The 25,019-nt window shown below is 36.4% G+C and carries 20 protein-coding genes; 4 read left to right on the forward strand and 16 right to left on the reverse strand.

All coding sequences use genetic code 11. The features are described from left to right. Nucleotides 1-7: 7 nt before the first annotated feature. Genes I2490_RS02635 through I2490_RS02645 form a run of 3 tightly spaced genes read right to left on the reverse strand, consistent with a single transcriptional unit; the run spans nucleotide 8 to nucleotide 4,278 of the window. Complete coding sequence (locus I2490_RS02635; protein WP_245157061.1) at nucleotides 8-1,450, reverse strand: aspartate aminotransferase family protein; 1,443 nt, start codon at nucleotides 1,448-1,450, stop codon at nucleotides 8-10. Nucleotides 1,451-1,483: 33 nt separating this feature from the next. Further along, on the reverse strand, nucleotides 1,484-2,728 hold the full coding sequence (locus I2490_RS02640) for an MFS transporter (RefSeq protein ID WP_206458233.1): 1,245 nt from the start codon (nucleotides 2,726-2,728) through the stop codon (nucleotides 1,484-1,486). Nucleotides 2,729-2,760: 32 nt separating this feature from the next. Continuing rightward, complete coding sequence (locus I2490_RS02645) at nucleotides 2,761-4,278, reverse strand: xylulokinase (RefSeq protein ID WP_206458234.1); 1,518 nt, start codon at nucleotides 4,276-4,278, stop codon at nucleotides 2,761-2,763. 228 nt (nucleotides 4,279-4,506) lie between these two features. On the opposite strand from I2490_RS02645, the gene I2490_RS02650 reads away from it, so the two are divergent. Continuing rightward, on the forward strand, nucleotides 4,507-5,133 hold the full coding sequence (locus I2490_RS02650; RefSeq protein ID WP_206458235.1) for a TetR/AcrR family transcriptional regulator: 627 nt from the start codon (nucleotides 4,507-4,509) through the stop codon (nucleotides 5,131-5,133). Nucleotides 5,134-5,228: 95 nt separating this feature from the next. Here the strand turns inward: I2490_RS02650 and I2490_RS02655 are convergent, their stop codons facing one another. After that, entirely contained in the window at nucleotides 5,229-7,211 is a 1,983-nt protein-coding gene (locus I2490_RS02655; protein WP_206458236.1) for an oxidoreductase, read from the reverse strand. A gap of 175 nt (nucleotides 7,212-7,386) precedes the next feature. Here I2490_RS02655 and I2490_RS02660 point away from each other — a divergent pair, with 175 nt between their 5' ends. After that, nucleotides 7,387-7,974: a TetR/AcrR family transcriptional regulator gene (locus I2490_RS02660; RefSeq protein ID WP_206458237.1), complete on the forward strand. Its 588-nt coding sequence runs from the start codon at nucleotides 7,387-7,389 to the stop codon at nucleotides 7,972-7,974. Here the strand turns inward: I2490_RS02660 and I2490_RS02665 are convergent. The 7 genes from I2490_RS02665 to I2490_RS02695 form a co-directional block, all read right to left on the reverse strand. Beyond that, nucleotides 7,969-9,153, reverse strand: coding sequence for a GGDEF domain-containing protein (locus tag I2490_RS02665; protein WP_206458238.1), 1,185 nt, complete (start codon nucleotides 9,151-9,153; stop codon nucleotides 7,969-7,971). The genes I2490_RS02660 and I2490_RS02665 overlap by 6 nt on opposite strands. A 248-nt stretch (nucleotides 9,154-9,401) precedes the next feature. Beyond that, entirely contained in the window at nucleotides 9,402-10,163 is a 762-nt protein-coding gene (locus I2490_RS02670; RefSeq protein ID WP_206458239.1) for an ABC transporter ATP-binding protein, read from the reverse strand. A 28-nt stretch (nucleotides 10,164-10,191) separates the two neighbouring features. Continuing rightward, on the reverse strand, nucleotides 10,192-10,725 hold the full coding sequence (locus I2490_RS02675) for a TlpA family protein disulfide reductase (protein ID WP_206458240.1): 534 nt from the start codon (nucleotides 10,723-10,725) through the stop codon (nucleotides 10,192-10,194). Beyond that, entirely contained in the window at nucleotides 10,629-10,967 is a 339-nt protein-coding gene (locus I2490_RS02680) for a hypothetical protein (protein ID WP_206458241.1), read from the reverse strand. The genes I2490_RS02675 and I2490_RS02680 overlap by 97 nt, the downstream gene beginning before the upstream one ends. A 226-nt stretch (nucleotides 10,968-11,193) precedes the next feature. Further along, nucleotides 11,194-12,204 carry a sensor histidine kinase gene (locus I2490_RS02685; protein ID WP_206458242.1) on the reverse strand — a complete coding sequence of 337 codons (1,011 nt, stop codon included), beginning with the start codon at nucleotides 12,202-12,204 and terminating at the stop codon, nucleotides 11,194-11,196. Beyond that, on the reverse strand, nucleotides 12,201-12,863 hold the full coding sequence (locus I2490_RS02690) for a response regulator transcription factor (RefSeq protein ID WP_206458243.1): 663 nt from the start codon (nucleotides 12,861-12,863) through the stop codon (nucleotides 12,201-12,203). The genes I2490_RS02685 and I2490_RS02690 overlap by 4 nt, the downstream gene beginning before the upstream one ends. Before the next feature lie 175 nt (nucleotides 12,864-13,038). Then, nucleotides 13,039-14,244: a PucR family transcriptional regulator gene (locus I2490_RS02695; RefSeq protein WP_206458244.1), complete on the reverse strand. Its 1,206-nt coding sequence runs from the start codon at nucleotides 14,242-14,244 to the stop codon at nucleotides 13,039-13,041. A 149-nt stretch (nucleotides 14,245-14,393) separates the two neighbouring features. Between I2490_RS02695 and I2490_RS02700 the strand changes: the two genes are divergently transcribed. Together I2490_RS02700 and I2490_RS02705 are read left to right on the forward strand one after the other, a co-directional pair. Continuing rightward, nucleotides 14,394-15,668: a cysteine desulfurase-like protein gene (locus I2490_RS02700; protein WP_206458245.1), complete on the forward strand. Its 1,275-nt coding sequence runs from the start codon at nucleotides 14,394-14,396 to the stop codon at nucleotides 15,666-15,668. Between the two features lie 71 nt (nucleotides 15,669-15,739). Continuing rightward, the gene (locus tag I2490_RS02705; protein WP_206458246.1) at nucleotides 15,740-16,897 is read left to right on the forward strand and encodes an iron-containing alcohol dehydrogenase; all 1,158 of its coding nucleotides are present in this window, start codon (nucleotides 15,740-15,742) and stop codon (nucleotides 16,895-16,897) included. A 4-nt stretch (nucleotides 16,898-16,901) separates the two neighbouring features. Here I2490_RS02705 and I2490_RS02710 read toward each other — a convergent pair whose 3' ends face one another. The 5 genes from I2490_RS02710 to I2490_RS02730 all read right to left on the reverse strand — a co-directional run bounded on the left by I2490_RS02710 (nucleotide 16,902) and on the right by I2490_RS02730 (nucleotide 24,859). Further along, nucleotides 16,902-17,315: a RidA family protein gene (locus I2490_RS02710; protein WP_206458247.1), complete on the reverse strand. Its 414-nt coding sequence runs from the start codon at nucleotides 17,313-17,315 to the stop codon at nucleotides 16,902-16,904. Nucleotides 17,316-17,491: 176 nt separating this feature from the next. Continuing rightward, a complete protein-coding gene (locus tag I2490_RS02715) occupies nucleotides 17,492-17,761 on the reverse strand; it encodes a CD3324 family protein (RefSeq protein WP_206458248.1) in 270 nt (89 codons plus the stop codon). Nucleotides 17,762-18,026: 265 nt separating this feature from the next. Beyond that, the gene (locus I2490_RS02720) at nucleotides 18,027-18,590 is read right to left on the reverse strand and encodes an HD domain-containing protein (protein ID WP_206458249.1); all 564 of its coding nucleotides are present in this window, start codon (nucleotides 18,588-18,590) and stop codon (nucleotides 18,027-18,029) included. A 273-nt stretch (nucleotides 18,591-18,863) separates the two neighbouring features. Continuing rightward, nucleotides 18,864-23,234 (reverse strand): S-layer homology domain-containing protein, encoded by a 4,371-nt coding sequence (locus tag I2490_RS02725; protein WP_206458250.1) that lies wholly within the window; start codon nucleotides 23,232-23,234, stop codon nucleotides 18,864-18,866. Between the two features lie 137 nt (nucleotides 23,235-23,371). Then, on the reverse strand, nucleotides 23,372-24,859 hold the full coding sequence (locus I2490_RS02730) for a sensor histidine kinase (RefSeq protein WP_206458251.1): 1,488 nt from the start codon (nucleotides 24,857-24,859) through the stop codon (nucleotides 23,372-23,374). Between the last annotated feature and the right edge of the window lie 160 nt (nucleotides 24,860-25,019).

Here is a 25,019-nt window from a genome sequence, read left to right on the forward strand (position 1 = left end):
CTTTATTTTATCTTTCTAAATTCTTAAAAATATCTTCAAATGCATTCAGAGTAAAAGCAATCGTTTCATCGTTATCCGCCATACTCGTATAGATTCTGCTGCCTGCAAGAGTTATGACACCATTTGCAGTTAGCGCAGCTCCGAATTCTTCGATACAATGCTGTCGTTCCTTAATTTTTTGCATTAGTTCTGGATCTTCAACTAATAAATACATTACCCCTGATACTTCGAAATGAACGATTGATCCAACATTCCAAGCAACAAACGGAAGTTCATATTTATCAATTAGCTTTACTAACCCTTCACACAGTTTATCTCCATTTTCACCTGCCTTTTTTGCTGCATCCTGTTCAATGATTTCTTTAATTGCATAATATCCTGCAGCACAGCTAAGAGGATTTGCGCTTAAGGTTCCACCAGCATATGCTTTAGGTTTTCCAGGCTTCACCCCTGCCGCTACACAAGACATAATATCGGCTCTTCCTCCAACGCCGCCAGCCATAGGATATCCACCCGCTACGATCTTTCCAAATACCGTAAGATCCGGTTTTACATTAAAGTAACCCTGTGCACCTCCCGGCCCCATACGAAATGCGGTTACAACTTCATCAAAAATCAGCAATGCATTGAATTCATCGCAAAGTTCCCTTACCTTTGCATTAAAGTCTTTGGATACAAGCCTTGTTCCACTTTCCGGACCGATTGGTTCAAGAATTACAGCTGCAGTTCCCCCCTCTTTTTCATTTTTTTCTAAAACCTGACGTAGTCCATCTATATCTCCCGGATAAAATTCCTTTGTATTTGCGGATGCTTCCTTCGGAATTCCATGCGCCTCAAAAGTCTTCGTTCCGGGTATATGAAGGCTGTAAACCATTTGATCGCTAAAACCATGATAAGCTCCACCAACTTTTATGATTCTTTGCTTACCTGTAAATGTCCGGGCAATTCGAATCGCTATCATGTCTGCTTCTGTACCGCTTGCAAGACTTCGATACATTTCTACCCAAGGCATATTTTCATGGATGATTTTTGCAAGCTTCATCTCATATTCATGAAACAAACCGGTGCACGGACTCGCTTCCTTGATGACTTCAATCACCTTTTCCTGTACCGGCAAGTAATTGCTGCCAAGTAAGGTTGGACCTCCTGCCTGTAAATAATCTACATATCGATTTCCATCCACGTCATAGAGGTATGCACCTTCGGCCTTTGTTATCGCAAGAGGAAATGGATAGTTGAAGGCAAGGTTATGCTGTACTCCTCCTGGGATATATTTCTTAGCTTCCTCAATCATCTTTTTGGAACCCTGACATTTTGTTTCAAAATAATTCAAATATTTTTCCATAAATTCAGGTTTAATCTTATAAACTTTGCTTTGAATCAAATGATTCATCTTCTCATTGATTTTCTCTACATCCGGCCATGCGGATACAGAATACCCTTTACACATACTTTCTTCCTCCTACTATTTCTATTTCTATTTTTACCTTGTCTTTATTTCCAGCTTCGATTCCTTTGACATAAATATCAATATGATATAGATTACAGTAATCGCTACCATGGATATCATCAATAAGTTATGATTTCCATGGAAAAGTGTTGCTGCTCCAAGGAATATCACTCCGGCGACATTACCAGAAAACATTAGTAATCCTTCCGATGTTCCTTCTGAAGTCGGATATGCTGCCTCTGCAGCAAAAGTTAAGACAAGGGGTGCTCCTCCTACAATGAAAAACCCATAAAGCACTGCCGCAATTGCCATTTCAAAAAATCCACCCGCAATGATGAATATCATAAGACCAAAAGCTCCAATAATGTTGCTGATGATCATATATGGTTTTCTTCTATGAAGTTTATCTTTGTCTGAAATGAAACAAATTACAAAGCTTCCTACTATGGCAACTCCCAGTATTAGAACGCCTATTATTCCAACCTCTGTTGCGTCTATATTATTTTTGCTGAGCTGTTTTAATATCGGTTCTATCATCGTAAAGAATGTATTGAAAATACCAAACATACAGAAAAATATGATTAGACTATATCTAAAGTCCTTTCTCTTCCATGCACCTTTTATCCCTACTTTAAAATCCGAACGCAATGCCTGTTCTTCGGGACATGGTGGAGTTTCTGGTTTTTCTTTTACAAATATTACAAATAAGATTGCAACGACAGCACCGATGATTCCATATAGAATAAGCATTTCTTTGATGCTCATTCCACCTTCGACTATAACTGGTGTTAAGAGTAATCCAATACACATACCGATATAGCTTGACAACAAACCGATACTATTGGCAGTTGCTCTTTCTGATTCCGGAAACCATTTCCCTGCTACTAGCCCCGGTGAATTTAAAATAAATGGTTGTGCAATTGCAAAACCAACTGTAGCGATCATAACCATAGCATAGCTATCTCCGAAAAATCCTCTAAATATCCCGCTTACACCCATTAATACGACTCCAAAACCTACCGATTTTTTAAATCCAAACTTTTCAAATGCGGCAAGGGAAGGAATAGAGAGAGTGATCATCCCTATCATAAACACGATAGATAGAAAGCTGATTGCACTTTCCCCATTGGCTGCATCTGTGAAGCCATAATACTGCCATGCATTGGTTGTTATTGAGAAATATGTGGTCCACATTAATTGTATAGCTGCTGTAGATAACCCATAGACGGCCAGCACTATCCAACGATAGTTATATACCCGATACTTTCCTTCGCTCAAGGTACTCACCTAACCTTTCTTCGTTAGATTCGCTATTTCTTATTTACTTTTTTGTAAAAGTCTTTCAATTCCTCATAGGATTGTTTAAAGTTTTCAAATTCTTCTTTATATAATGCAACGTTTTTAGGATTCGGTTCATATACTTGAGATACCATAGCCCATTGCTTTGCATCATCAAAGGATTCATACATTCCAAGCCCTAACGCCGCTAAGAATGCCCCTCCGATTGCACCTGCAACCTGAGAATCCTTAACAACCTCAATTTTACGATTGAAAATATCGGCAAATATCTGCATCCAGGTTTTACTCTTTGTGCCGCCACCGAGAATTCTGACCACAGAGGTCTTCTGACCCAAATCATTTTCCATGCTGTCATAACACCACTTAAGGTTATATGCTATGCTTTCCATCACCGCTCTCAGCATATGATTTTTTGTATGAAGCATTCCTATGTTCAGGAATGCGCCTCTAACAAATACGTCCTGAACTGGACTCCTTTCTCCACTAATCCAAGGGTTAAAAATCAATCCGTTGCATCCCGGTGGAATCAGCTCTACAAGATGATCCATAAAAGCATAAATGTTCGGAATCAGAGTACTTTCTTTTTCTGATCCAAAGAAATTATCAATAAACCAATTATATGTAGCACAGCAAGTTTCTGTAGAATATACCCATAGTTGCATATCCGGATCGGCAGACATAATGCAGCCTCCGCCATTGGATAGTGTAGCTACCTTATTCGTACCTACTGCTGCCCAGCCAGAAGTCCCCAGATAAATATGAGCCTCTTCATGACCAGCCATACCGGAACCAATGGTCGTAGCCTGAATGTCACAAGTTCCTCCAAATACTGCAGTATCCGTTGTAAGACCAATTTCTTCTGCCACCATAGCTGTTAGATTCCCAACTTTTTCAAATGATTTTACAATGCGTGGGAATTTTTCCGGATCAAATCCTGATGTTCCGATCAGTTCCGGAATAATGGAAGCCGATTCTCTGTCATATCCAAGGAAGGACGCACTTGCAATGTCATATACCATTTCACCGGTTGCACGATATGTAAGGTATCCGTTACAGTCGAGGAAGCACTTCATTTTTTCGAATGTCTTCGGTTCATTCTTCATCAACCACCTAACTTTTGGCAAAGAATCCATTCCTGTAAACACAGTGCCCATAACTGCTTCGCACGCTTCCACTCCACCGATCATCTCTACAATCTCACTGGCTTCTTCATCAGCTCTGCTATCAAGCCAACTGATTGCCGGTCTTAAGACTTTCCCGTCATACCCCATTGGAATTACATTTAAAGCTTGTGTGCAAAATACAATCCCTTTTACTTCATTAGGCAGAACATCGCAACTTGACATGATTGTCTTCGTCGTTTTAATAATTGCAGCCCACCATTCTGTCGGATCCATTTCTACATACCCATCCTGCATCAGGTTTACTTCATAGCACTCCTGAGCGCTTTGTTTAATCTCTCCGCATTTGTTGACTAAAATAGCCTTTAAGGCACTGGTCCCTACGTCAAATGATAAGATATAATCCATTTCTTCACTCCTTCCAAATATTTTTATATATTATACGTTCCAATTTTCAGTTAAATTATACTCAAGTCTAATTTTGAAGTCAAGTCTAATAATTATTTTTTATTGGAATATTTAGAATACTTTAATAATATAATATTTTTTTATAGGCAAAACTACAATTATGTAATATAATTAAAGTATTTAATTTATCATTTTTTTATTTAAATGTTTTATCATTTAGGAGAGATTATGAAAGGTTCAAGAAGAGAATTAAATAAAATAAAATGCCGAGAACGTATTTTGAAGGCCTCTCGTCGTCTGTTCAGCAGTAAGGGGTATGAGGATACTTTAATTGAAGATGTTGCTAAAAAGGCAGAAATATCGAAAGCAACCTTATATAATTATTTCCCCAATAAAGAAAGTCTCCTGCTGGGAATTGCGCAAGATGAATTGGATCAGATAAAATATCTCTTAAACCACGAATTAAAGGATGCCGTAAATAGTGAAGACAAGCTCAGAAGAGTTTTGGAGGTTTTTATTCTTGACTCCATTCCTTACATCAATTTATCCCGTAAAATTACTTACTTGAATTCTTGTGAAGAAAGTAACCTTTATGCAACCCGTTTAGAAATGATGCGCATTTTTCGAACACTGATTGTTGAGGCTCAAGAACAGAATATCTTTAAGAAAGAAATCAGTGCTGACGAAATCCTAGACATTGTTATGAGTGTTTATCTGATGGCTCAGTTTGAATGGTCTCATATGGCAAATTATTCTCTGGAATTTTGTAAGGAAAAGTTAAATAGAATGCTTGATTTGATTCTTTCCAATATTTATGTAACAAACCCTTTTGATCAATCAAATTCAAAAGGATAAGGTATAAGTCCCAACCCACCATTTGAATAATTGATACAAAAATCAAAAGAGACCGTCTCACTTTATTTTTGAGACAGTCTCTTTTTGTCTAACTCTTATAACTCTCTAGCCAATTCATATGCGTTCCAAATGGAATACATAATATTATGCACTTTTTGAGAATCACCAATATTATGCACAATCATATCAGAATTCTTCAAGCTTTCATACAAACCATTATTCTCTTTATATCCAACTGCTGAAATTACCATATCGACAGGAATGCTTTCTGTTCCATTATCATTTTCATAAGTGACAGAGCCTTCATCAATGGATACTACTTTTGTAGTCTTAAGAATCTTTACTTTATGAAATGCCAGTAAATCTTCTAACATAAAACGATTCATATGAGGAAGGCCATGAGGCCCGCCTAAAATTTCAGGCGTTGCTTCAATTATGGTTAAATTTGCTCCCTGCTGCGCAAGCCACAAACCAGTTTCACAACCAACCAATCCCCCGCCTATAATTGCAATGTCCTTGCCCTGTTTTTCTTTGCCCTGCAATACTTCATTAGCCAGTATTGCTTTTCCGGTTCCACCAAACGATAATTCAATTGGAGTCGATCCAGTTGCCACAATGACTTCGTCAGCTTGATAGGAAGAAATCTTGTCAGCAGTAATTTCGCATTTCAGATTAACATCGACATTCAATAGTTCTAATTGTCTTTGATACCAATTTATCAAGGCTCGATCATAACGTTTAAAATGTGGGACACTTCCTGGAATCAAGTTTCCGCCAAGTTCACCGTTTTTCTCGCAAAGAACAACCTTATGCCCTCTTTCCGCTAAAACTCTGGCTGCCTCCATACCACTAGGGCCGCCTCCGATAATAAGGAATTTCTTAATTTTATGTGCCGGAACAAGTCCGTAAATCTTTTCCCGACCGCAAGACGGATTAACCGCACAACTAACAGGTGCATTTCCGATTCTTCCAAGGCAACCTTCATGACAGCCAAGACATGGACGCACTTCATCCAATCTGCCGGTACGTATTTTTTCGGGATAATATGGGTCAGTTAGAAGTTGTCTTCCTAATCCAATCATATCGCAGCTCGTTTTCAATGCTTCCACTGCAAGTTCAGGATTTTCCATTCTGCCCGCCAAGATGATCGGTACACTTATATGTTCTTTCAGTATTTTTCCAAATTCACGATACATTCCTTCTTCAAAATACATAGGCGGGTGATTCCAATACCAGGAATCATAGGTACCGGCATCAACATTTAATGCATCGTATCCGGCTTCCACTAAAATTTTAGCTGCTTCAATTCCTTCTTCAATGTCTCTTCCAGCTTCTTCATATTCTTCTCCCGGAAGTCCGCCTTGACGAAGACCCTTCATACAGCTCTTCAGGCTATATCTTAAAGAAACAGGAAAATCTTTGCCACAAGCGGCTTTGATTCCCTTTACGATATCGGTTGCGATTCTAAGTCTGTTTTCCAATGATCCACCATATTCATCGGTTCTTTTATTAAAAATCGGAATCGCAAATTGATCCAAAAGGTATCCTTCGTGTACAGCATGTACTTCAATCCCGTCAAAGCCTGCTTTTTTCGATATAGCTGCCGCCATTGCAAACTTTCGAATCAAGTTTTCTATTTCTTCTTTCGTCATCTCTCTATGAATCACTTTCGGATCAAATCGATTTCCATTATCCGAAGGAGCAATACACTTGCTTACAAATCCTGGCAAGGCACTTCTTCCAAGACCACCAGTCAATTGGACAAATATCTTTGTGCCATAAGCATGAATGCGCTCATTCATTTGATAGGCCGCATGAATAAATGCCAGAGGTGTCTGCGTTGGACATGGCAGTCCGGGTTTCGACAACCCTTCTATATCAATGTCTACACTGCAAATACCTGTAATAATCAGTCCGATTCCACCTTTTGCTCTTTCAACATAGTAATCCTGCAGTCTTTGGTTAAATGCACCAAAAGCATCTGCATAACCAACAGGTCCCATTGGTGCCATTGATAATTTGTTTTTTAAAACAACCTTACCAATTTTAGTTGGTGTAAAAAGCTCCGGATAATTCATTTCGTACCTCCTTATTCATTAAAAAAAATAAGATAATTGATTCGCCGAATTCGTTATGTCAAAATTACTATATAAAATATTATATAGTCTGTCAATATGATACCTTCCTTATACTAATTGAAAAAAACGTTTTTTTATTGTATATTGTTAATGAAACATTCAAAGGAGATATCAAATGAAAGCAAAAACGTCGAGGACATTACAAGCTGAGAATACAAAGAACAGAATTTTAGATGAAGCATTGAAATTAATGGAACAAAAGAATTATGACGATATCAGTATTAAAGAAATTTGTAAGAATTCCGGAGTATCCGTCGGTGCTTTTTATCACCATTTCATTAGTAAATCAGGAATCGTCGTAGCAGCCTACGAAAGAACGGATGATTTCTTTCAAACAAATATAATAAAAAAAATAGACTACTCTAACATCAAAAAAGCCATAGTCTTATATTTATGTGAGCAAGGTGCTTATGCAGAATATGCCGGAATTGACATTATCAGAAATATTTACAAAGCTCAAATGGATAATGGCAGTATGTTTTTTTTATCAAAAGATCGGGCGTTACCAAAGGGTCTGCACGATTTAATTGTAAAAGGACAAGAGACAGGACAGCTATCAAAGTCGAAAGATGCTGATCAAATCACGGATGAGCTTTTAATCATCTCAAGAGGAGTTATTTATAACTGGGCTTTATCTTCCGGAAATTATCAAATATCTGATAAAATGACTGCAATCGTATGTGGTTTTCTGGAGAGCTTATAAAACCCTTTTCATATTGTTCTTGTTTTCATACATCCGTTTATCTGCAGTTATTATCAATGAGTTGATATCTTTTATATGCGCTTCACTTATAGATGCAAGACCCATAGCAAAACTTATTTGAATCTTATTATTTTTGTTAATATGTATTATTTCTCGATTCAGATTACCTATCTGTTCCTCAATTATCACTTTTGATATTCCACAAAAAACTACTATGAATTCATCCCCTCCTACTCTATAAGTTTGTGAATCATTAAATACACGTTTCAGAATATCAGCAAATGTTTTTATAAGCTCATCGCCTTTATCATGTCCATAAATATCATTGGTCTCTTTTAAATTATTCAAATCAAACGAAAGACAAGATATCATATCTCCATTCTCAATATTTTTAAACAGACTCTTCTTTCTTTCTTCAAAATCCGCACGGTTTTTCAAACCCGTTAATGCATCTGTATAAGCCATTTTATAATACAATTCCTTGAACTTAAGCTGACTGTTTTGCAGCGCTATTTTGGTTTCAAGCAATTCTTTATCCTTCTGTTCATCATGAATCTTAATGGATTTAATTACTGTCTGGTATATAACTACATAGACAAATAAAATAGTGATACTGAAAAAAATTAAAACCGGCAGATATTCTCTTCTTTCTTTTATAGGAACAGGATAGGATATTATCATATAAATCATGATATAAAACATAACTGCAACAGATCCAAAACTCCTCCATCCACTTTGAAGTGTTCTTTGTATCTGAATATACTGTTTTCTAAATTTCCATGAAACAAACAGCAGGAATGATAATCCAGTGATAGTAAATGATAATATCACAATAGAATTATCGTTAAATAAGATAGCAATCATTCTTGCTATTATGATAATGATAAGTCCCATAATGTCAACGGTACAAAAAGTAAAAACAAATCTGCTGTCTTTGTTTTTTGAAAGAAGTAAGCATAAAATAAAAGAAGGAATTGTTAAAGTAATTGCCGAAGATTTACCTTCACCAAAATCCATAGACACAAACTTTAAGTATGTGAAAAAAGCAAAAAGAATAAAAGTAACAATAAAAATAAAGGTTACCTTTTTTGAATATTTGAGTTCTATAAGAACTAAGAATATAATTGCAAGATATATACATGATATAAAATCACTTACACTGACTAAAGAAGGATTCATAAATTCACCTTATTCTAAAATTAACTCTATAATTCTTACAAGCAAAATTAAATCATAACCATTCTGAAAATAATAAGTGATCCTATTTTGTTATATTCAGTATAAATATTATATTCTTTTTATAAAATCATATCAAGTTTATAGCGTACATTGTCGTTACTCTTTTCGTGTAGAACTGACCAAAATTCGATTAAAGAGAGTATAGTTATTATACCTTGAACTGTATAATTATCTATTTCATCGTTTTTTTAAAATCCCTGTTTCTCCAACCATTCGGATAACCTTTTTTCACGTAATGATTTCATCTCATCGTAACCTTCAAATTTCCCCAATGTTAATTCATCATGAATCTTTCCATCCATAAGGAACAGTACCCGATTTGCCCTTGCGGCCACTTTCGCATCATGGGTAACAATGATAACAGTTGTGCCTTCATCATTGATAGAATTAAGGATATCCATTACTTCTCTCGTCGTACTGCTGTTTAATGCTCCCGTAGGCTCATCAGCTAGAACCACTGTTGGATTTGTAATAATAGCTCCTGCCGATGCAACTCTCTGCTTTTGCCCTCCCGACATTTGATAAGGATATTTCGAGAGAACATCAGTGATGTTAAGAATATTTGCAACCTCTTTAATGTATTTATCAATCTGATTTACAGGGGTTTTTAAAATTGTTAATGCAATTGCAATATTTTCATAAGCTGTTAAAGTATCAAGCAAATTAAAGTCCTGAAATATAAATCCAAGTTCTTTACGCCTAAACTCTGCTAGCTCTTTAGATTTCATTTTAGTTATATTTTTACCATTAATGTAAATATGTCCTGCCGTTGCACTATCAATAGTAGAAACACAATTTAGTAATGTGGTTTTTCCCGAGCCCGATGCTCCCATGATACCTATATATTCGCCTTCCTCTACTGACAAGCTAATATTATCAACTGCTTTGGTGACAATTCCCTTGCCACCATAATATTTTTCTAAGTTTTCTACCTTTAAAATTTCACTCATAATATTTTATAAACCTCTTTTCTTTTTATTATTTACCTATTTTTGAAAGTGCCTTGTTAATAAGTTTTGTATAACCCTCTACGATTTCATCTTCACCGCCTGGAGCACCAACTTGAGGAGTTCCTACAAGATTGCCTTTACTATCTACAAAAATCGTAGTTGGGAATGCAGTCACAGAATCTAATAAGCATTTTTCAAGATCTTTATTTCCTTCAAGTGTTATAAATTTTGCATTTACTGAATCCAATATTTCTTTTGTAAGCTCTGGCTCATCAGAAGCATCTCCACAAATAGTAATGGTGTTTACGTTTTCAGGCAGATTATTATAAAGTTCTGCAAGCGCAGGCATTTCTTCTACGCAGAAACCACACCAAGTTGTCCAGATGTTTACCATTGTTATGTCATAATCCTTTAATATGTCTTGCGTTACTTCCTTACCATTTACATCGGCTATAGTAAATTTGTTTAAATTTCCTTCAAAAACATAACTTGCGCAACAACTTCTGATGACAAATAACCTATATATACTTGACTTGGACCTCCCACCATCATATCCATACATTCTTCATCAATACTTTTCCAAGACTCAGGGTTAACAAAACCAAAACCTAAAGCTTTATCTACAAACGCATTTTCATTATCTTTAACAGAGACTTCCTGCCCACTAATAGTAATCATATTTTCACGATTATATTCCTTATTGTAGCTACTACCTTCTTCTGTAGTACTTGTAGTACTGCCACAGCCTGTCATAGCTCCCATAACCATAACTAGTGCTAAAAGCACTGCCATTATCTTTTTCATTTCAATACCTTTAATTGTTTTACATTTTTTTCTACGTTTTTTTCTTTTATAGATATATAATACAAACTTTTTTAAACTTCAGCCATCTATTTTCCTTACAGAAAACGAACATTTTTGTCACCTAAGCAACAAACTGCTTTCAAAAAAATTCGATATTTTTTATAATAAAAATACACCTCAAAACATTAGATATTAATCTAATATTTGGGGTGCACTTAACGTTTATCTATTCAAACATAATACTTTTATCTTTTGGGAATACAATAGAAACACAAGTACCGATTCCTTCTTCTGAGGATATTTCTATCTGTAGATGCATCTTATCACACATCTTTTTGCACAGGTATAAGCCTATACCAGTTGATTTTCCAAAACCTCTTCCATTTTTACCTGTAAAACCCTTTTCAAAAACTCTTTTTAAATCTTTTTCAGCTATACCTATACCGTTATCCTTTATAGCTAATATAACCTGTGTTTCATTTTCTGTTGCAGAAAATGAAAGCTTAAAATTTTCACTTCTATATTTAATGCTGTTAGAAATTAATTGCCCCAATATAAAATCCAACCACTTAGGATCAGAATAAACTATATACTGTAGTCCTCCAAAGTCTAACTCTGCTTTTGCAGAAATTAATTGTTTTGAATGTTTTTTTACAACTGACTTAATCATTGTATCAAGCTGAACATCTCGTATAAAGTAATCCTTCTCAAGTACAGAACTTCTAGCATAAAATAGCGCTTGTTCTACAAAAGCATCAATACGCATTACCTCTTCAGAAACACTTTGAGTAATATCATTATTATTATTCTTGCAGATTAAATCAATACAAGAAATAGGAAGTTTTACTTCGTGTATCCATGTTTCGATGTATTCCTTGTATTCTTCTTCTGCAATCTTCTGAACTGCAATCTCATCATTCATAGCTTTTGTTGCCTGCTTTAAAATATCGCAAAGGATTTCAGCCTCAATGAAATCTGGTTCTTCAAGAAACTGCGCAATATATTGTTTCTTTTCCATATTATCAAATACTGAGTATAGTCTTCTGTAATAGCGGCTTTTTTTTATATATTCATAAAGTAATGTTGTAGCCATAATAAGAAGTATAAAAAAAGTTATTAAAACTACAGCTTGATCACTTATTTTTAACACTTTAAAAAGCGTACTAATAAAAATAATTAGAAAAATTTGCGCCACTATAAATATAATTTTATCTTTCAAAAATCCTATTAATCTCATATTAAATAACCTTGTCCCCGCTTTGTTACAATATAATTATTTGCACCTATGTCCTCAAGCTTTCTCCTAAGCCTGTTTACATTTACGGTCAAAGTGTTGTCATCTACAAATTCATCCGACTGCCAAAGCTCATCCATAAGCTCATCTCGAGTTACGATTCTCCCTGCATTTTCAATTAATACACTTAATATCTTCATCTCATTTTTAGTAAGTTCTATCTCATTATTTTCATAAGTTGCTATTCCTCTTGCAGTTTGCAAAACTACTCCATTATGACAAATCTTTTTTTGTGTTGGTTTTGTTTCACTTCTTTTTAAAACTGCTTCAATATGAGCAAGCAAAATCTGTGTATTATATGGTTTTGTTATAAAATCGTCTGCTCCAAGATTCATACTCATAAGCTCATCCATATCACCTGCTCTGCTGGTAACTACAATGATAGGCACATCTGAAGTTTTTCTAATTTCTCTACAAATGTGATATCCATCAAAATATGGAAGGTTAATATCTAGCAATACTAAATCTAGATGTGAATTTAGTATAATGTCAACCATATCCTTATACTCTTCACTAGAATCGCACTCATAACCATAATTACTCAAAAAAGTAATTAATTCGTTCTTTAATTTTTTATCATCTTCCACAATAAATATTTTCATTATTCACCTAATTCTTAAACCTTCTCTATTGTTTTAACGATCTTCCCATTATTTACAGACCTTTTTTACAGTCTGAATATGACTTTTGGAATTTCAAAATCCATATTATAGACATACACCGAAGATATCAGCCTTTACATTAGCTTCAGAGTCTCTCAATACCGCTATCCCTAGATTATACCAACAGTTCTATTATTTGTCTGGTCCTTACATATATCATTATCTGTGTTTGGAAAGCCAATTCGTCTTTACAGTTCCAGGCATACTTTACCTTGGAAATCCTGTATCGGATGGTATTTGCATGTTGATGTTTTTTCGCAGCTACTGCATTCACATCTCCATTGCATGCAATATATTCAACAAGAGTTTCTTTCAAACTGTCACAGCTGTTACTTGCACCTGTGTTCTCTATCAATAAATCTAATGATGCCAAAAATGCACGAGTTTCCTTGGTCCTTGCAGACGGGCAAAGCATGCGATCCAATCCTGTATCGTCAAAACTAAGCATGGTCTTATTATTCAGAATACAAGTGATATTAGAGTACATTGCTTCTCGTAATGCATCCTGAATCACAAGATAATTACCCTGCGTGGAGCTAATACCTATACGAAAATCATCATTGATATCAAAAAATTTTTCAAGAAACTTTTTGCTGAAACTTTTATCAATCGAATCAGTATCTTTCGCAGTAAATATGTGAAATATCCCCCTTTTATATGGGAGAAATGTGTATTTTACATTTTCATGCATTCTCTTTTGTATGGCCAGTTCTTCAGTATAAATTTTCATATTATTATTCCCAAATGAATTATACTTCAGTTTAAGCGTATCCGGAATTTCGGTATCATAGCCTGCAAGGGAAATATACGCACAAAATACTATATTATCTTGAAGAAATGAATCAAGCTGCGAAATCATTTCGCGAAGTTTTCTATCTCCAATGGTATTATCATACAGTAATGAGGAAAAAATGTATTGGGAATGTTCAGCGCTTGCACGACGGATCTCTGTCTTGATTACAAACAGCACGTCATCGACGAACAAATCACTGAAAAAAATAATCGGTACATTGTGTTCGTTTGAGCATTCTTTGATATCGTCTGATACGTCACTGAAATATATATCCTTTATTACAATTGCTGTGACTTTGTTCCTGATCAGTGTTTTAATACAGCTTTTTGCAGACTCCGGTTTGTCTTTAACAACAGCGAGTGTGGTAACAACAAATTCTCCTTTAGCGAAGTTTTTCGTAATATCGGATCCTGATTCCCATTCGAAGAATCCCGTACTTGTTACTGGTTCATTTATCCCATTGAACCCAGACACAACTCTAAAATTGGAAAACTCCGGTATGGCTAAAATATCTCGTAATAAAACCATAATCTTTACCTCCCTCAATAATTATATATTATGTTTGTAAACATTACAAAACATTGTCTTGAGATTTGTAACGCTACCAATAGCAAGTGTTATATCAGGCTGATATGCTCTATATAAGATATAACTAAAGACTCTAAAGGAGGTAAATAATGAAGAGGTTTAAGTTTGATGTAGACTATTTCAGAAATCAGTTTCCAGCTATGAGAAATACTGTAAACGGTTACAATGCGGTATACATGGACGGTCCTGGAGGGACTCAGGTACCACAGCGAGTAATGGATGAAATGAAAGATCATATGGTCATGCATAATTCTAACATCCACGGAGTATTTAGAACATCACTGGAGAACGATGCACTAATCGTCAATGCACGTAAAACATTTGCGGATTTCTTTAACTGTGACTGGCATGAAGTCTGCTTTGGAGAAAACACCACCACAGACAATTTCAAACTGGCAATGGGATTCGCACGTACATGGAAGAGAGGCGACGAAATACTCATTACAAACATGGATCATGAGGGTAACCGTTCGCCTTGGAGAACCCTTGAAGACTTTGGAGCAGTAGTAAAAAGCGTAAAACTTAAATTTGGCGTTGTGGAACTTGATTATGATGACTTCAAGTCTAAATTGTCAGAGAAGACCAAAATTGTGGCAATAAACTGGGCGGCCAATTCCTGCGGTACCATTACTGATGTAAAGAAATATGTGGCTGAGGCTCATAAGGTTGGGGCTATAGTTGTTGTTGACGCTGTGCAGTATGCCCCTCACAAGATAATCGACGTAAAAGAAATCGACGCTGATATCGTTCACACTTCTGCTTACAAGTTTTATGGACCTCACTGCGGAGTGTTCTACTGTAGAAAAGAGCTTGGAGAGTCTCTTAAATCAGCCCGCGTTATGGCTGATGATAATACAGAAATGCCATTCAAGCTGGAAACAGGTACCATGTGCATGGAAAATGCAAGCGGAGCCGCTGAAGCCATTGAATTCATAGCTGACATAGGAAGAAAACATGCATCTATGTTCGCAGAGGAAACTTTAAATCTCAATGGAAGAAGAAAGGATATTGTCTGTGGAATTTTAGCTATGGACACGTATGAAGATCAGCTTGCTAATCGCATGAGAGAAGGCATTAGGGATATTCCGGGGATAAAGATTTACGGACCGAGCAAAGGTCAGCCACAGACAGCCACTGTCTCAATTACTGTTGAAGGCATGAATGCCAGCGATATGGCTAAGCAATTAGCTGAAAAAGGTATTTTTGTCTGGGATGGCGAGTTTTACGCTATCGCAACTATATGGGAAGAACTTAAACTTCAGCCTTATGGCGGGATGCTGAGAATAGGTATGGCACCATACCTTTTGGAATCAGATGTAGACAGAACGGTTTCAGCAATTAGAGAAATTTGCGGAGTTCAGTAATTCCTTTTCTACAGCGGGTGGCAATGAGTACTCACTGCCACCCATCACTATTTTTAAAGGAGGCATTGTTAATGCTAGATTATATGTTTTCACTTCCTACCGAAGTACATTTTGGTTCAGGAAAAACTAAAGAAACGGGGAAGTATGCTAAAGTGCTTGGTGCAACTAATGTAATGATCGTAGCTGATAAGGGTGTAATCAATGCCGGGCTTACTGAGGATGTTGAAGCCAGTTTAGAAAGCGCATCTATTCCTTACACATACTATAACAAAATCGTACCAAACCCAAGAGATTATAATGTGACGGAAGGATATTATGTAGCAAAGGATGCAAATGTAGATGTGCTTGTAGCTGTCGGCGGGGGAAGTTCCATAGATACTGCTAAAGCAATCGGCACGCTCCTGACTCATGGAGGAATCATCCAAGACTGGTGTGGAGCTGGAAAGCTTGAAAGGAAAATTACACCCCTTATCGCTATACCTACCACTGCCGGGACAGGAAGTGAGGTCACACCATTTGCAGTCGTTACAGATTCAAAGACTCATGTAAAGCTAAATATATTTGATGCTAAGGCAGCGCCTAGAATTGCATTGGTAGATCCGGCAATGCTTCTTACCATTCCGCCTCATATCATGGCAGCAACGGGAATTGATGCTATGACTCACGCTGTAGAAGCATATACATGTACTCTTGCAGTCCCTCACACAGATGCCTATGCGATATATGCAGTAAAGCTTATTGCAGAGAATTTGGCAGATGCCGTTAAAAACAGAAGTCTGGATTCATGTACAGGAATGATGCTCGGCAGTACAATAGCAGGCATCGCATTTGGGTATTCTGACGTGGCAGCTGTCCATTGCATGGCAGAAGCCCTCGGAGGTTTGTATGATCTACCTCATGGTGTTGCAAACGCTATGCTGCTTCCTACCGTAACAGAATATAATGTGACAGCTAATTTGAAAAAATACGCGGATATATCAAATGCCATGGGGCTTGATACCGCTGGAAAATCCATAGAAGATGCAGCCACTATGTGCGCAGGAGGATTGCAGGAATTATGCAAAGAGGTTGGCATAAAGGCCATGAAAGAATATGATGAAATCAACCCTGCAGATTTTCATGAGTTGTCTGTTGCCGCTATGGCTAATGTTTCAACGCCTAGCAACCCTAGAAAAATGATGGTAGAAGAATATGAAAAGCTATTCGACAAAGCCTATTACGGTAAATGATATATCATTTTGTATTGTCTACTACTGCTGCTACTGCTTCAATTTCTACCAATTGATTTGTATATCCTAATACTGTAACACCAGATAAGATGCTTGGAACATCATGATTACCAAATTCTGTTCTTATTGTTTCCCATGCAGTTACCAAATCTGACTGATCGTGAGATGCTACAAGAACTCTGGTATATACTACGTCTTCCAAAGTAGCCCCACAGTCTTTCAGTGCTTCTCTCAAATTCTCTACACAAAGCTTTGCCTGAAGCTCATAATTACTCTGGCTGGGTACTTCTCCGTTTTTATTAATGGGACATGCCCCCGCCAAAAATAATAAGTCCATTCCTGAAGGTATACGTCCAGCATAAGCATAATCTACTGGAGCTAAATTTGTAGAATGAATTAATGATATTTTTTTGTTCACTTTAATTCTCTCCTTTTGTTATAATATCTATTAGAAGAATTACAAATTCATTTTTAAACGAATTTTATCTTCAATATCATTTTAAGGCTTCTACATTTTTTAAGAAAGATAATAATCATTTCTATATCATCTTTTACACAAAAGCTACCACACATTACATGAGTGGTAGCTTTAACCTACTTATCTTTTTTATATACAATTTTCTTAATACTACTATCTGAAAGAAAGAATTCTTCAGCTAAATTGCTAATTGATTGCCCACCTATATATTGGTTTAGAATCTTTTCATTTCTAGCTTTTAAATAATCTCGGCTTTTAGATTTTTCACCCCATCTTTTTCTCTTTTCAGGAACGGAAGGGATGTATACATATTCACCTTGGATATACTTTTGAATTTCTTTAACTAAATCATCTGGTAATATTCTATCAATTCTTACATATTTCATAAAGCTCACTTCCTTAAATTTATTATTTAATTAAGGAAACAAAGCCTGTATATGTATGAATTCATTTATCAAAAGCGACTAAATATTTATCCCTGTGCAAATTGTCGCCCAAACTCATACCTACAGACTTTGCACAGAGCATTTCAATCATTTTTCTGTCCATGAGATTAATATTCATGATATCACACTCCCTATTTGTATTAAATCAATTATATTCTTTATTAAGATGAACGCAATTCATTACCGATGTTCATCTATAATATATTTATTTTGCTTCTTCAATCTTTTTGATCGTATCTTCACGGACAGCTTCTCTTAAAGATTTCAGATAATCGGAAAACGCAACCTTATCATCTGAATAAGTCAAATTGAGGTCAAATTCTTTCGGAATCCAAGTAGACAAATCGGACAAATTGTGCTGAATCAATGCTTCAAGACCATCAATAGCTTTGTAGATTTGAGCTTCAACTGTTTTTCTCTCTTTCATTTCTTCATAAAGTTCTCGCATTTCTATTGCATACTCTTCCGGTAAGGAAGAAACCCAGTTATACAGCAAATTTTCTTCGATCTGCTCATGGGTTTGGTTCTTTTCAAAAGTAGGAATATCCCCAGTAAAACATTCTCCTAAGTCATGAATAATGCACATTCTGATAACCTTATCCATATCAGCGTCGGGGAACTCATCTCTCATAAAGAAAGCCATTAATGTCATCATCCAACTATGTTCTGCAACACTCTCATGTCTGCCTTTGGATGTAAAGCAATGCCGAGTTGTATCTTTCAGCCTTTCAGCAACAAATAATGAGTCCAATAATTTTCTTGCGTTCATATCAAATCCCCCTAAAAATTCAAATTTTCCACTGCAGCTGAGCCCATTTTTCCTTATTTAATTATACATAACATCAATATACCTTTCAAATGCTATAAATCTTTGTAAATGTGAATGTTATACCTTTATCCTTATATACGCCATCTATTTTGCATGATTAGAGATATAAGTTTATATGAAAATAGAGGCATCAAGATTTTTCTATCTTAATGCCTCTAAATTTTCTTTTTTGCTCCCGATCAAATTTCGCTAAGCTCATTGTTTCTCAAAATTTCATTCTTCTATAAACCTCATTAGAATGGTTGCAGTTTCTGCTCTTGAAGCTTTGCCTCTAGAATCAAGCTTATTGTTTCCTTTTCCTGAGATAAGCCCTTCATTGTAAGCCCATTTCATGGAATCAAGTGCCCAGGTGCTTACGGAAGCACTATCAGCAAAGCTTGAAATTTCTTTTGAACCTGTCGTATTGATATTTTTTAATTTTGCATAGCTCATTAGTATTAAAGTCATCTGCTCTCTGGTAATACTATCCATTGGTCCGAATTTGCCATTGTCGTAGCCCTTAACGATTCCATTTTCTGCTGCCCAGCTTACAGCTTTTTCATACCAAATGCCTGAAGAAATATCAGAGAAGGTATTGCTGCTTGTATCAGCTGCAGGTTCTCCTGCTAATCTGTAAAGGATTGTAACTACCATCGCACGAGTAGTATCTCCCTTTGGATTGAATTTGTCAGCAGCGACACCTGACATTAGATTGTTAGTGTTAACATATTTAACCGCTTCAAAATACCATGCAGTATTTGCAACATCTGCAAATGGGTTTACCCATACTTGAGTTTCATCATAACCAATTGCGTATAGTGATAAGTGATTTGTTGTGAAGATTACGCTCTTTGTTTTTGTGTCATACATTGTTGTAACCTTCTTAATGTTTCCATAATCATCCACATACCAAACAACGATGCCAGAAGGATTTTCTCCATCCTTTAATTCGTAAGGGAGGTTTAGCGTTATTAAACCACCGTCAAAGCTTGAAATATATGAACTGCCGGCTTTAATTGATATGTCATAAACCGGTGCATCACCAATTGCATCTTTTTGCTTTTCGTTAAGCTCCTTTTCTTTGTCAACCTTGCCTAGGTTAATGGTAATGTCTGATGACCCTGCTTGTTTTGCAATAGATTCAAGAGTTTTATCAGAAATATCCATCGAACCCAGCTCTGAAGAAACCGTTACAATTCCTGTTTTACTGTTAGCAAGAGCTTTTACAGATTTATTTGTAAGGGCAACAGATACGGCATCTGTGTTTCTTGTATTCGGTACATTAAATTCTACAGTTGCACCCTCTGCTGTTTTTTCAAGAGCCTCTGTAACTGCTTTGTCACCAACAGAAGCATTGGCAGTTCCATTTTCAACAGTTGGCGTCACACTTGTTTTAACTTCCTTTTCGGTACCTTTAGTCGGTGTAGTAGTACCGCCACCGTTACCTCCACCACCGCTTGAGCCGCCAGAAGATTTAGTTGAAATTGTCAGCGTGCCATCTGTTACTGTGATATCATAGTTGTCTGCTGTGAGAGACGGTACAGTGCTAATGAATTTAATAGGATATGTTCCGTTTATTGCACTACTTGTCAATTCAGTTGTGCCATCTGTCTGATAAATTTTCATGGCAGGCATTGAGTCATCGCCGCTTACTACATCTTTAGTATCACTGCCTTTTAGTCCAATATAATCTATCGCTGTTGGAGTAGGAAGTGCTGTTCCATTGTATATTCTTAGATTTGCAGGCTTAACGGTTAGTGATGCCTTGCTTATTGTAAAGTTCATAGGTCCAAGCTGGCCCATATATTCCCCATTAGAATCAGGGATTTTAACTGTTAAAGTGTAGTCTCCTGCATCTTTTGGAGCAGAAGCAAGTGTGCTTGCACCGGACATCCAAATGTATTGGAAATCATTACCGGTATAGACTGTCGGTGAAGACACATCCCCATAGGTTCCAGATGGAGTACCAGTTGCTGAGATTGCATTTCCGTCATAGTTCTTACTTGCAACGGTAACCCCTGTAATTGTAACAGGTGTTTTGTCCACCAATTTTACTACTACATTTGTGCTTGCATCTCCGTAGTTTTGCATTGTTACAGTCACAGGAATTGTTACTGTGTTACCAATAGCTCCTGTAGTTGTTGAAAACTTTATACCATTCATTGTATTTTGTACTTCGCTATTAAGGATAGCAGTCGTTCCTTCCGGTGTTCCCGCTGCGAAGCTAACTGTTCCACAATCTTCAGGAAGCCCTGTAATTACAGCTTCAATATCAGTGTAAGGAGTACTGTAAAGCAGATTCTTAGTTGTATCTGCCAAGGTCGGTGCTGCTGCCTTGCTGATACTCAGAACTGCAGGGTTTACTACTACATTGTAATTTCTACTTGTGGCAGAGGTGCCTGTGATTGGGTAGTCTCCGACATTTGATGTAGCTGTAGCTGTTGTTGATAAGGCTACCCCTAGATCTTTTTCAGCATCACTGCCAACCAAACTATCAGCCGATACTGTAAAGGTCAATTCAGGATTTGCTTCTCCAAAGGTCTTTGTCTTATCCTCAGCCTGTACTGTTATGTTTTTCTTGTGAACAGTCAATGGGTAAGTTATCGAGGTCTCTTTGTATGTCCCTTCTACTTTTGCAGCAGTCGCTTTGATTTTCGCCTCTCCGGCACCAACTATTGTTAATGAACCAGTACTAGAATCAACTGCAGCAACAGAGGTGTCACTGCTTGAGTAGGTTATGGAACCGCCATTGTCACTTGAGTTGGTAGCTGTTTTACCTTCAATAGGCGTGCCATAGTTTGTTGAAAGCCCTTCTCCTCCCCCACTCCATGAAATTGTCTGTCCTGTCAAACCATCATCTTGAACGAAGTTCAATTTATGTCTTTCTTGTGTAAAGCTTACTGTTGCTCCTGAGATGACAGGATTGGTAAATACAGTTACATATACACCTAAATCCGCATCTCTCTGATCTGTAGCTAAACCAAAATATCCTTTGCCCTCTGGCTCATAGTCACGAACATAATCTTTAAAAACTAAAGTTCCATCCCCACTGGAGAATAAATTTGCATTATACTTAGTTGTATTGATATATACAGATTTACCTGAAGACAAATCAGGAACAGTATATGTGTAGACCTCCCGGTCTGATCCATCTATATTCTCTGTGGCTTTAGTATAGGTCGCTGTTAAGTCTTCTAAATGCTCATTGTTTATTGTAACATTGCAATCAAAGATAACTTCCTCTGAGCGTATTTCTTTTTCACCTTCTTGTTCTCGAAGATTATTTATTAAAATATATTTGGTTATAGTTTCAGTCCATTTATCTCCTACCTTTGAATCCGTAAGATTACCTACATAATTTAATGTATCATAATTCATTACCCCTTCAGATTCTCCCCCTTCTTCATATCTTGTAAGATATGAAATGGAATAGCCTTCATAGTCATTATAGTTTAATTGTTTTCTTGAAAGTACAGGCAATGTGGCATATCTTTCAGAGTTGCTCTTCATTTCAAACTTAATATCGGAAGGAGCAGGGCAAATTATAATATCTTCTGTAATTTTAACATCATAAGTGCTTATGTTTGGTGCATAGTGCCCCGTTCCATCCGGTTTTTCCGTTGAACCTACCAGGACCTCTACCCGAGCTCTATCACCAATTTCTCCGATAGCTGTTACAACGCCTGTCGTTGGATGTACATGTACAGACGGATGGTCTGAATGATACAGAATAGATCCGCCATCTGCCCCTGCAGAATTTGTGGCAATAACTTTCTTTGATTTACCTTGGGCTATCAAAACCTTATCACCTTCATCAAAATAACTTGGATCAATTGATAATGTTTGAGAATTATCATATGTAGGCTTAGTTGGATTATTTAATGGATATATTTCCTGATTTACTGAAACTGTTTTGTCTTCATGATTAATAATCGAATCTGTAAATACAACTAAATAACGATAGCAGGTATTATCTCCAACATGATAATACCCTTTTGGAGATTCTTCATCAGTTCTATCGTGTATAACTAAAACTCCATCCTCGTTAATCTCAAATGGCTGCGCAGCCCCCAAATTATCTGCAGCAGCATAATCGTCGCTACCCGATATATAATTGGTATAAGCATAGTATGCTGTACAATCAGCAGGTAAGCCTTTGATTGTATATAATGCAGTATTATCTTTTATAAATTCTGTAACATCTACAGCTTCTTTCTTTATGGATTTAAAGTTGATTTCATAAGGGATCATTACCGCCGTTGAAGTGCCTAAATCCGTTTCAGTACGGAGCTCCATATTATTGATTTGGGAGCTCCAAGAAGCATCAGTATTCGCACGATATACCTCCTCATCGCTAGCATCCCAAAGAACTGAATAATTATTTGATGTCCCCGAGCTGTGATTCGTATAATCTATACCATACGAACAGCTATAGTCTTTTTTGTCCCATGTTAATGTGGGCATCGTTTGAAAGATTTCACCTACTGTAATTTTAGGATTTGCAGGTGGTTGCGGGGCATCAACCGTGCCCGCAAAGGCTGCCCCCGGCCACAAGGTCATTATCATACATATGGTAATAACCAAAGATAAAGCTTTATTTTTCATAATCTTATTTTCCTCCTTAATTGGTTTATTTAAAATGCTTATTAAAATAGAAAGACATCCTGTTCATTCTATAAAAAAACCCCCAATTAAAAAATTGAGAGGTTTCACATTCGTTGGTAAAATATTCACATTTTATTCTAAAGTATCGGAAGTGATACAGTAACCCTTGTTCCTATGTTTTCGGCAGACTCTATTTGGAGACCATAAGCATCACCAAAATATGATATAATTCTTCTTTGAATATTAATAAGAGCAACATGAGACAGGCCTTCAACTTCAAAATTTTCTTTAATAGAAACATTTTCAATGCTAGTACGAAGTCTATTTAGAGTATCACTATCCATGCCGCAGCCATTATCCTCAACGACAATATCTATCGTCTTACCTTGCAAGCAGCTGTAAATATGTATAATCCCCAAGACATCGGAGACTGCCTTATTACTATTGAACCCGTGGACAATGCTGTTTTCTATAATAGGCTGCAAGAGCATTCTTGGAAGCTTAATATCCTCCAAGTAATCCTCCATGTCAATCTCTACAGAAAACCTGTTCGGATAGCGGATTTCCATAATCCCTATATATTTTCTTAAGATGAAAAATTCTTCTAAACCATTAATATAAGAATCCCCCTCATTGGCATACCTATAAAGAGAGGATAGTCCGTCGCAAAGCAGACCTGCCTTTCCATTTTCCCCCTGATTGGAAAGAGCTTTTATTATGTTAAGAACATTTATGGTAAAATGAGCACTTATTTGTTTTTTTAGTGAGATAATTAAGGAGCGTTGCTTGACTATTTCTGCCTCATGTAGGGAAAGGGTAGCTTTGTAAAGCTCTCTTTCCTTTATCTCAATACGGCTAATCATATCGTTAATCCTACATATCAAGCCATCCAAATAATCATATCCCGTGAGGGGCAGGCAGCTATTGGCAGTGCCATCAATGGACTCGACCTCAGTAATGACCTTTTGAATAGGGATAAAAAAGTTTTTTCTCCATGCACTTACAAAAAACCAAAATGCAATTAAGAGCATTAAAATTAATATAATTAATGCAAGTATGAAAAACAAATTTAAGTTTTTATCGGTTTCAGTATAGGAAATAATCAGCTCAAAAGGAGTAAAGCCTATACTCTTGCGTAAAACGTGTGTCTGACTGTTTTCAAACTCAGCAATAGACATCCCTTGTAGCTCTAGTTGGTTTGACGTAATGATTGTATCAGCAGCCCCCAATAGTATTTTTAACTTTTCATTACCTTCAACTCTTACAAATAATTGAAGAATTTCTTTTTCACTGATAAGCATCACGATTTGTCCACATGGCTTATCAAACTCATCAAGAATCGCTATGGTATAACCTATATATCTTTCGCCATCAAGGGAGATTTGAATATGCTGTTCTATTTCATTGCTTCTGATTAAGGCTTGTAATCGTTTAATACTGGTATTGTTTAACTGTCCGGAAAATCGATAAAAGCGATTATTGTTTGCAAAAATAATTACTTTTTCAGCAAACGGAGAATTTTTAATCATTTCATTAAGATCTGTGTTTACAGCCTCTGCATTTTGATAAAAATCAATTAAATCTCCTGATAGCAGCATCTTCTTGACATTATCATTTTTTGACATGGAAAAAGATACCTCTTCCAAATGGAGAAAGGATTGGTTTAATTCCGAGATAATTCGTAAAGAGGTTTGCTCCATGTTTTGAATCGTATGTTGCTGTAAAATATTTTGCATAGACACATAGAAAAAAAACCATATAAATAACACGGCTATTCCCAATGCA

It is taken from the genome of Anaerovorax sp. IOR16, from assembly GCF_017168145.1.
GTDB lineage: Bacteria > Bacillota > Clostridia > Peptostreptococcales > Anaerovoracaceae > IOR16.